The organism is Streptomyces griseorubiginosus (assembly GCF_017614965.1).
Classification (GTDB): Bacteria; Actinomycetota; Actinomycetes; order Streptomycetales; family Streptomycetaceae; genus Streptomyces; species Streptomyces griseorubiginosus_B.
Genome location: NZ_WVUG01000361.1, coordinates 1 through 8,264 on the forward strand (window position 1 = coordinate 1; position 8,264 = coordinate 8,264).

General features: G+C 72.8%; 8 protein-coding genes and 1 pseudogene. 3 read left to right on the plus strand and 6 right to left on the minus strand.

Annotated elements, in window-relative coordinates:
* The 4 genes from GRC12_RS38720 to GRC12_RS38735 all read right to left on the minus strand — a co-directional run.
* Nucleotides 1-291, minus strand: a 291-nt coding sequence (locus GRC12_RS38720) for a DUF2510 domain-containing protein (RefSeq protein ID WP_208785057.1), incomplete at its 3' end; no start/stop codon positions are given.
* Between the two features lie 92 nt (nt 292-383).
* On the minus strand, nt 384-1,175 hold the full coding sequence (locus tag GRC12_RS38725; protein WP_208785059.1) for a 3-oxoacyl-ACP reductase: 792 nt from the start codon (nt 1,173-1,175) through the stop codon (nt 384-386).
* On the minus strand, nt 1,172-2,545 hold the full coding sequence (locus GRC12_RS38730; RefSeq protein WP_208785061.1) for an aldehyde dehydrogenase family protein: 1,374 nt from the start codon (nt 2,543-2,545) through the stop codon (nt 1,172-1,174). The genes GRC12_RS38725 and GRC12_RS38730 overlap by 4 nt, the downstream gene beginning before the upstream one ends.
* An 8-nt stretch (nt 2,546-2,553) precedes the next feature.
* Nucleotides 2,554-3,912, minus strand: coding sequence for a glutamine synthetase family protein (locus GRC12_RS38735; RefSeq protein ID WP_208785063.1), 1,359 nt, complete (start codon nt 3,910-3,912; stop codon nt 2,554-2,556).
* Nucleotides 3,913-4,003: 91 nt separating this feature from the next.
* Between GRC12_RS38735 and GRC12_RS38740 the strand changes: the two genes are divergently transcribed.
* Together GRC12_RS38740 and GRC12_RS38745 are read left to right on the plus strand one after the other, a co-directional pair.
* Nucleotides 4,004-4,738: a FadR/GntR family transcriptional regulator gene (locus tag GRC12_RS38740; RefSeq protein ID WP_208785066.1), complete on the plus strand. Its 735-nt coding sequence runs from the start codon at nt 4,004-4,006 to the stop codon at nt 4,736-4,738.
* An 85-nt stretch (nt 4,739-4,823) separates the two neighbouring features.
* Nucleotides 4,824-5,510, plus strand: coding sequence for a gamma-glutamyl-gamma-aminobutyrate hydrolase family protein (locus GRC12_RS38745; RefSeq protein WP_208785068.1), 687 nt, complete (start codon nt 4,824-4,826; stop codon nt 5,508-5,510).
* On the opposite strand, the gene GRC12_RS38750 is transcribed toward GRC12_RS38745, so the two are convergent.
* A complete protein-coding gene (locus GRC12_RS38750) occupies nt 5,479-6,453 on the minus strand; it encodes an aminoglycoside phosphotransferase family protein (protein WP_208785070.1) in 975 nt (324 codons plus the stop codon). The two genes, GRC12_RS38745 and GRC12_RS38750, sit on opposite strands and share 32 nt — an antisense overlap.
* 200 nt (nt 6,454-6,653) lie before the next feature.
* Here GRC12_RS38750 and rox point away from each other — a divergent pair, with 200 nt between their 5' ends.
* The gene (gene rox, locus GRC12_RS38755; protein ID WP_208785071.1) at nt 6,654-8,093 is read left to right on the plus strand and encodes a rifampin monooxygenase; all 1,440 of its coding nucleotides are present in this window, start codon (nt 6,654-6,656) and stop codon (nt 8,091-8,093) included.
* Here rox and GRC12_RS46100 read toward each other — a convergent pair.
* Nucleotides 8,094-8,264 (minus strand): annotated as a pseudogene (locus GRC12_RS46100) (LysR family transcriptional regulator); the annotation flags it as partial.

An 8,264-nucleotide genomic window follows, 5' to 3' on the forward strand; every position in this document is an offset into this window, starting at 1 on the left:
GGACGGGGTGGAGTCGTCGGTCGTCGGGGCGTCCGTGGTGGCGGCGCCGGGCTCGGTCTGCACCTGGGCCGCCGGCTCGTTGCCGCGCAGGTAGACGGCTCCTGTGACGATCGCGGCCACGAGGACGGCGCCCGCCGTGACGAGCGCGACGAGCCGGGCCCGGCCCGAACCCCCGGCCGGCGGCTGCCCGGGCTGGATCCAGTGGTCGGTCCAGGCCGTGCCGTCCCACCAGCGCTGCAGATGGGGTGCCGACGGATCGGGGTACCAGCCGGGCGGTGGCGTCATGCTCATCCCGGACACCATAGAACGGCCCCGGGGGCCCGTACACGGTGTCCGGGATCCCGCCCGGACCGGAACCGCCGTCCGGGAGAGAGGCGCCTGTCCTACAGAGGCGTGACGTACGCGCCCGAGATTCCGCCGTCCACCAGGAAGTCGCTGGCGTTGACGAAGGAGGAGTCATCGCTGGCCAGGAAGGCCACGGCGGCGGCGATCTCCTCGGCCTCGGCGAACCGGCCGACCGGGATGTGCACGAGGCGGCGCGCGGCCCGCTCGGGGTCCTTGGCGAACAGTTCCTGCAGGAGCGGGGTGTTGACCGGGCCCGGGCAGAGGGCGTTGACGCGGATGCCCTCGCGGGCGAACTGCACGCCCAGCTCGCGGGACATGGCGAGGACGCCGCCCTTGGAGGCCGTGTACGAGATCTGGGAGGTCGCCGCGCCCATCCGGGCCACGAAGGACGCCGTGTTGATGATGGAGCCCTTGCCCTGGCGCCGCATGTAGGGGATGGCGGCCTTGCAGCACAGGTAGACGGAGGTCAGGTTGACCTCCTGGACGCGCTTCCAGGCCTCGAGGCCGGTCTCCAGGATGGAGTCGTCGTCGGGCGGGGAGATGCCGGCGTTGTTGAAGGCGACGTCGACGCTGCCGTAGGTGTCGTACGCCGTCTTGAACAGGGCCTCCACCTGGTCGGGGTCGGTGACGTCGACCTTCACGAAGATCCCGCCGGTGTCGTCCGCCGCGGCCTTGCCGCGGGCCTCGTCGACATCGCCGCAGACGACGTTGGCGCCTTCGGAGGCGAGCCGGCGCGCGGTGGCGAGCCCGATGCCGCTGCCGGCTCCGGTGATGACGGCGGTGCGGCCGACGAGCCGACGGCAGATGATGCCGGAGTCCTGAGAGGTCACTGTGCGGGGCCTTCCGTGCTGATGAAGACGTTCTTGGTTTCGGTGAAGGCGGTCAGGGCGTCCGGGCCGAGCTCGCGGCCGAGGCCGGACTGCTTGAAGCCGCCGAAGGGGGTCCAGTAGCGCACGCTGGAGTGGGAGTTGACGGACAGGTTGCCGGCCCGCACGCCCTGCGAGACGCGGAGCGCTCGGCCCACGTCCCGCGTCCAGATGGAGCCGGAGAGGCCGTAGGGCGTCTCGTTGGCGAGGCGGATCGCGTCCTGTTCGTCGGTGAAGGGCAGGAGGACGGCGACGGGACCGAAGATCTCCTCGCGGGCGGCGACGGAGTCGGGCCGTTCGCCGGTGAGGACGGTCGGCGGGAACCAGAAGCCGGGGCCCTCGGGTGCGGTGCCGCGCAGGGCGGGGGCGTCCTCGGGGACGTAGCCGCGGACCCGGTCCAGCTGATGGCGCGAGATCAGCGGGCCCATCTGCGTCTTCTCGTCGGCCGGGTCGCCCACCACGACAGCGGCGAGCGCGTCGGCGAGAAGGGCGGACACCTCGTCGTACACCGTCTCCTGGACCAGGATGCGGGTGCGGGCGCAGCAGTCCTGGCCGGAGTTGTCGAGGAAGGAGAAGGGGTCGACGGCCGCCTTGAGGTCGGCGTCGGCGAAGACGATGTTGGGGCTCTTGCCGCCGAGTTCGAGGGTGACCCGCTTGAGCAGGGCCGAGCCCTTGGCCAGCACCTGCTTGCCCACGGCCGTCGATCCGGTGAAGACGATCTTCGCGACGCCGGGGTGCTCGACGAGCGCGTCGCCCGCGACCGGTCCGTGGCCGGGCAGCACCTGGAACAGGCCTTCGGGCAGGCCCGCCTCCAGGGCGAGTTCGGCCAGGCGCAGGGCGGTCAGCGGAGTCGTCTCGGCCGGCTTGAGGAGGACGGCGTTGCCGGCCGCGAGGGCGGGGGCGGCGCCCCAGGCGGCGATCGGCATGGGGAAGTTCCAGGGCGCGATGACGCCCACGACGCCCAGCGGCTCCAGGATGGTGACATCCAGGCCGCCCGCCACCGGGATCTGACGCCCCGTCAGGCGTTCGACACCGCCCGCCGCGTAGTCGAGCAGGTCACGGACGTTGCCCGCCTCCCAGCGGGCGTTGCCGACGGTGTGACCGGCCTCGCGGACCTCCAACCCGGCGAGTTCCTCCAGGTGTTCGTCGACGGCGACGGCGAACCGGCGCAGCAGCCGCGCCCGGTCGGCGGGCGACAGGGCGGCCCAGCGCGTCTGGGCCGCGGCGGCCCGGGCGACGGCCGCGTCCACGTCGGCCACGCCGGCGGCCGGCACGGTGGCGACGACCTCCTCGGTCGCGGGGTTCAGTACTTGGAGTTCGTACTCGGCAGACAAGAAGGTCCTCACAGGCGTTCGAAGGAGCGGCGCAGCTCCCAGTCGGTGACCGCGGCGTCGAAGGCGGCCAGCTCGACGCGGGCCATGTTGCGGTAGTGCGCGACGACCTCGTCGCCGAAGGCGGCCCGGGCGATCGGGCTGTTCTCCCAGAGTTCGGCGGCCTCCCGCAGGGTGCTCGGGACGTGCTCGAACTCCGCCGTGTAGGCGTTGCCCGGGCAGGGCTCGGGCAGCTCCAGCTTCTGTTCGACGCCGTACAGCCCGGCCGCGACCAGCCCGGCGACGGCGAGGTGCGGGTTGACGTCACCGCCCGGCAGCCGGTTCTCGAAGCGCAGGGAGCGGCCGTGGCCGACGACCCGGAGGGCGCAGGTGCGGTTGTCGTGACCCCAGGCGACGGCCGTCGGGGCGAAGGAGCCGGGCTGGAAGCGCTTGTAGGAGTTGATATTGGGGGCGTAGAGGAGGGAGAAGTCGCGCAGGGCGGCGAGCTGTCCGGCGAGGAAGTACCGCATGACGTCGGACATCCCGTCGGGCCCGGCCATGGCGTTGTTGCCGGCCGCGTCCGCCAACGACAGGTGGATGTGGCAGGAGTTGCCCTCGCGCTCGTTGTACTTGGCCATGAAGGTGATCGACACGCCCTCCTGGGCGGCGATCTCCTTGGTGCCGGTCTTGTAGATCGCGTGCTGGTCGCAGGTGCGCAGCGCCTCGTCGTAGCGGAAGGCGATCTCGTGCTGGCCGGGGTTGCACTCGCCCTTGGCGGACTCGACGGTCAGGCCGGCACCGGCCATCTCGTTGCGGATGCGGCGCAGCAGCGGCTCGATCCGCCCGGTGCCGAGGACCGAGTAGTCGATGTTGTACTGGTTCGCCGGTGTGAGCCCCCGGTAGTCGGCGTCCCAGGCCTGCTCGTAGGTGTCCTTGAAGACGATGAACTCCAGCTCGGTGCCGACCTGGGCGGTGTAGCCGAGCTCGGACAGGCGCTCGAGCTGGCGGCGCAGGATCTGGCGCGGGGCGGCGACCACGGGTGAGCCGTCGTTCCAGGCGAGGTCGGCGATCACCATGGCCGTGCCGGCGTTCCAGGGCACGCGGCGCAGGGTGGACAGGTCGGGGTGCATGGCGAAGTCGCCGTAGCCGCGGTCCCAGGAGGACATCGCGTAGCCGTCGACGGTGTTCATCTCGGTGTCCACGGCGAGGAGGTAGTTGCAGCCCTCGGTGCCGTGGTGGAGGACCTCGTCGAGGAAGAAGCGGGCGGCGAACCGCTTGCCCTGGAGGCGCCCTTGCATGTCGGGGAAGGCCAGGACGACAGTGTCGATCTCTCCGCTCGCGACGAGGGCGTGCAGCTCCTCGACGCTGAGCGGGGGTGTGCGGTCTGCCACGGGAGAGCTCCTTCGGCTGCGCGTTTTTCCGACCGGGCCGGGAGCCATAAGGTATTGCGGAGAACCATTGCTTGGGAAGGGGGTGCGGCGGGTGTCGCCGGATCAGGACGGCAGCCTGGAGGACCGGTTGACGCCGGTGCTGCGGCCGGTGCGGGCGGGGAACGGCTTCGAGGAGGCACTGGAGCAGATCCTGCAGGTGGTACGGCTGGGCCTGGTGCCGGGCGGCGAGCGGCTGCCCGCCGAGCGGGAGCTGGCGGACCGGCTGGGGATCAGCCGGGTGACCCTCCGTGAAGTGCTGAAGGTGCTGCAGGACCAGGGGCTTGTGGAGTCCCGGCGCGGACGCTACGGCGGCACCTTCGTGCTGCCCCGCGCGGACGCGGGCGGCGAGGACGAGCTGCGGCGGCGGATCTCCGAGGTCGACATCGAGGACGTGCTGCGCTTCCGGGAGGTGCTGGAGGTGGGCGCGGCGGGACTGTGCGCGGCGCACGGGCTGAGCGACGACCAGGCGGACCGGTTGCGCGAGGCGCTCACCCGCACGCACGACGCGCCGCTCGCCGACTACCGCCGCCTGGACACGCTGCTGCACCTCACCCTGGCCGAGCTGTGCGGCTCCCCCACGCTCACCGCCCAGTACGCGGCGGTACGGGCCACGGTGAACGACCTGCTGGACTGCATCCCGCTGCTCGTCCGCAACCTGGAGCACTCGCAGCGTCAGCACATCGCCCTGGTGGAGGCGGTCCTGGACGGGGACGCGGACGGGGCGCGGGAGATGATGCGGGAGCACTGCGCGGGAACGGCGGCACTGCTCAGAGGGTTCCTGGCGTGACGAGGGTTCCCGGCGTGACCTTGCCCTCGCGGGGGTGGGTCGGCAAAGGTATGAACGGGATCCATTGCTCCGGGTGGGAGGTCGTATGACAGCCAGGCCGCTGATCGGCGTCAGCACGTATCTGGAGGCCGGGGCGCGCTGGGGCGTGTGGGAGCTGGAGGCCGCGCTGCTGCCGGTCGGCTATCCGCGCCTGGTGCAGCGCTCGGGCGGACTGGCCGCGATGCTGCCGCCGGACGAGCCGGAGCAGGCGGCGGCGACCGTCGCACGCCTCGACGCGCTGGTGATCGCCGGCGGCCCCGACGTCGATCCGGCCCGCTACGGCGCCGAGCGGGACCCCCGCACCGGCCCGCCGGCCCCCGCCCGGGACACCTGGGAACTGGCGCTGATCGACGCCGCCCTGTCCGCGGGCGTCCCCCTGCTGGGCATCTGCCGCGGCATGCAGCTGTTGAACGTGGCCCTGGGCGGCACGCTGGTCCAGCACGTCGAGGGCCACGCCGAGGTCGTCGGCGTCTTCGGCCGGCACACGGTCAAGCCGGTGCCCGGCACCCGGTACGCCGAGGCCGTGCCCGAGGAGACGTCCGTGCCCGCCTATCACCACCAGGCCGTCGACCGCCTCGGCACCGGCCTTCTCCCCTCCGCGTACGCGGAGGACGGCACGGTGGAGGCCGTCGAACTGCCCGCCGCGGACGGCTGGGCGCTGGGCGTGCAGTGGCATCCCGAGATGGGCGAGGACGCGCGCGTCATGCGGGCCCTGGTGCGAGCCGTCTCCTGAGCCAGGCGAGCCCCGCCTCGCCCTGGGCGCGCTGGAAGGGGCGCAGGGTGGGCAGTCCGGGCGGGGCCGGAAGCAGGGACTGCTCGATGAAGAACCCGGTCAGGGCGGCCAGGGTGGCCGTGGCACCGGCCGGATCCGCGGCCCGGCCCAGCGGATGCGCCCGGAACACCTCGTCCGGGTCGGGTCCGCCCTGGGCGCCGACGCTGGGCAGCATCGTCAGCAGGTCGAACCACGGGGTGGCGCGCACGGCGTGCGGCCAGTCGACGAAGACGACCTCGCCGTCCGCGGTGAGCAGCATGTTGTCGGCGCGCAGGTCGGCGTGGGCGAGGGTGTCCCCGGCGGCGGCCTCCGCCCCGTCCGCCGCGAGACGGGCGAGCCGGGGCAGCTCCGCGAGGGTCCGGTCGTCCAGACGTCCGCGCAGCTCGTGTTCCGGCCGGTCGGCAAGGCGCCGCCAGCCGCCGAATGCCTCGCCGAGCGCCTCGGCCACGGGCGGGGCGGCGACGGGAGACGGCGTGAGGGTACGTCCGAGGCGCTCGACGGCGTCGAGCACCCGCCGCAACTCCGGTTCGCGCCAAGGGACGTGGGGCTGGTGGCCGTCGACATCCGTCAGCACGAGGACGACCCAGGTGCCGTCGTCGTAGGTGCCGAGAAGCCGGGGCGCGGGCACGCCGGGAGGGAGGGCGGCGGTGTTACGGGCCTCGGCGCGGTGCATGGCCGGGCTGTCGGGGTTGGTGTCCGCGCTGACGGCCTTCACGAAGGCGCGCCGTCCGTCGGCGGTTCTCAGCCGCGCCGCGACGCCCGGGGAGAAGCCGCCGGGCTGGGTCTGCGCATGGACGACCGGGCCGCCGCCGAGCACGTCGGTGACGGCGGTGCGCACCGGGTGCGGAAGGGCTTCCCAGGGGGTGCGGACGCCGGTGGCGGGCGGGGCTGAGGGGGTCGTCATGCAGGGCATGGTGCAGGCCCGGGACACCGCCGTGCCAAGGGTTTTTCACCGGGGTGACGGCGGCGGGAACGACAGCGGCGAGGGGTTCCTGACCTCCTCGCCTGTCTCAACGTATAGCGCACCGGGGGGCTTGCGGCAAGGCCCCCGTCGTGCCGCACAATCACCGGCCGAGGCCACAACCTGCGGAAACGGGGACTTTGATGATCGACGTGATCGTTGTCGGCGCCGGGCCGACCGGGCTGATGCTCGCCGGTGAACTACGGCTGCACGGCGTACGCGTGGTGGTGCTGGAGAAGGAGCCGGAGCCGACCAAGGTCGTCCGCGCGCTCGGCCTGCATGTGCGCAGCATCGAGGTGATGGACCAGCGCGGTCTGCTGGAGCGGTTCCTCGCGAACGGCAAGCAGTACCCGGTGGGCGGCTTCTTCGCCGCCATCGACAAGCCCGCGCCCACCGGGATGGACACCGCGCACGCGTACGTCCTCGGCATTCCGCAGCCGGTCGTCGAGCGGCTGCTCGCCGAGCACGCCGTCGAGCTCGGCACCGAGATCCGGCGCGGCAGCGAGGTGACCGGGCTGAGCCAGGACGAGGACGGGGTGACGGTCGAGCTGGCCGACGGCACACGGCTGCGCTCGCGCTACCTCGTCGGCTGCGACGGCGGCCGCAGCACGGTGCGCAAACTGCTCGGCGTCGGCTTCCCCGGCGACCCGGCCACGGTCGAGACGCTGCTGGGCGAGATGGAGGTGGCCGCGCCGCCGGAGACGATCGCCGCGGTGATGGCCCGGGTCCGGGCGACCCAGAAGCGGTTCGGCATCGGCCCCATGGGCAACGGGGCGTACCGCGTGGTCGTCCCCGCCGAGGGCCTGACCGAGGACCGCGCGGTGCCCCCGACGCTGGAGGAGTTCAAGGAGCGCCTGCGGGCGGTCGCCGGCACCGACTTCGGTGTGCACTCACCGCGCTGGCTCTCCCGCTTCGGCGACGCCACCCGGCAGGCCGAGCGCTATCGGGTCGGACGGGTGCTGCTGGCGGGCGACGCGGCACACATCCACCCGCCGACGGGTGGGCAGGGGCTCAATCTCGGCATCCAGGACGCGTTCAACCTGGGCTGGAAGCTGGCGGCGGAGGTGGCCGGCTGGGCGCCGCAGGGCCTTGTCGACACCTACGAGAGCGAACGGCACCCGGTGGCCGCCGACGTCCTCGACAACACCCGCGCGCAGATGGAACTGATGTCCACCGAGCCGGGTCCGCGAGCGGTACGGCGGCTCTTCTCACGGCTGATGGACTTCGACGAGGTGAACCGCTACCTGACCGAGAAGATCACCGCGATCGAGGTCCGCTACGACTTCGGCGAGGGCGACGACCTGCTGGGCCGCCGTCTGCGGGACGTCCCCCTCAAACGAGGCCGCCTCTACGACCTCTTCCACACCGGCCACGGCCTCCTCCTCGACCAGACGGGCGGCCTGTCGACGGCGGGCTGGGAGGACCGCGTCGACCACGTCCAGGACGCGAGCGATCGCCTGACGGCCCCGGCGATCCTGCTCCGCCCCGACGGCCACGTGGCCTGGACGGGCGACGACCAGGAGGACCTGAACAGGCACCTGGCCAGGTGGTTCGGAACGTCCTCCAACGCGTCCGGCGTCTGACTACCCCCGCGTCAGCGACAGCAGATCCCGCGCCGGGCCCGTGGGCCGATGCCCCGTGGGCCACACCGCCCGCAGGTCCCGGGCCAGCGCGACCCCCTCCACCGGCACCCGCACCAGCCTCCGCATCCCCAGCTCCTCCCCCACGGCCAGCTCACTGAGCACCGCCGGCCC

What these genes read in the sequence shown, in the direction of transcription:
- GRC12_RS38745 (WP_208785068.1), top strand. Translation starts at nt 4,824, where the DNA reads ATGACAGCCAGGCCGCTGATCGGCGTCAGCACGTATCTGGAGGCCGGG.
- rox (WP_208785071.1), top strand. Translation starts at nt 6,654, where the DNA reads ATGATCGACGTGATCGTTGTCGGCGCCGGGCCGACCGGGCTGATGCTC.
- GRC12_RS38750 (WP_208785070.1), bottom strand. Translation starts at nt 6,453, where the DNA reads ATGACGACCCCCTCAGCCCCGCCCGCCACCGGCGTCCGCACCCCCTGG.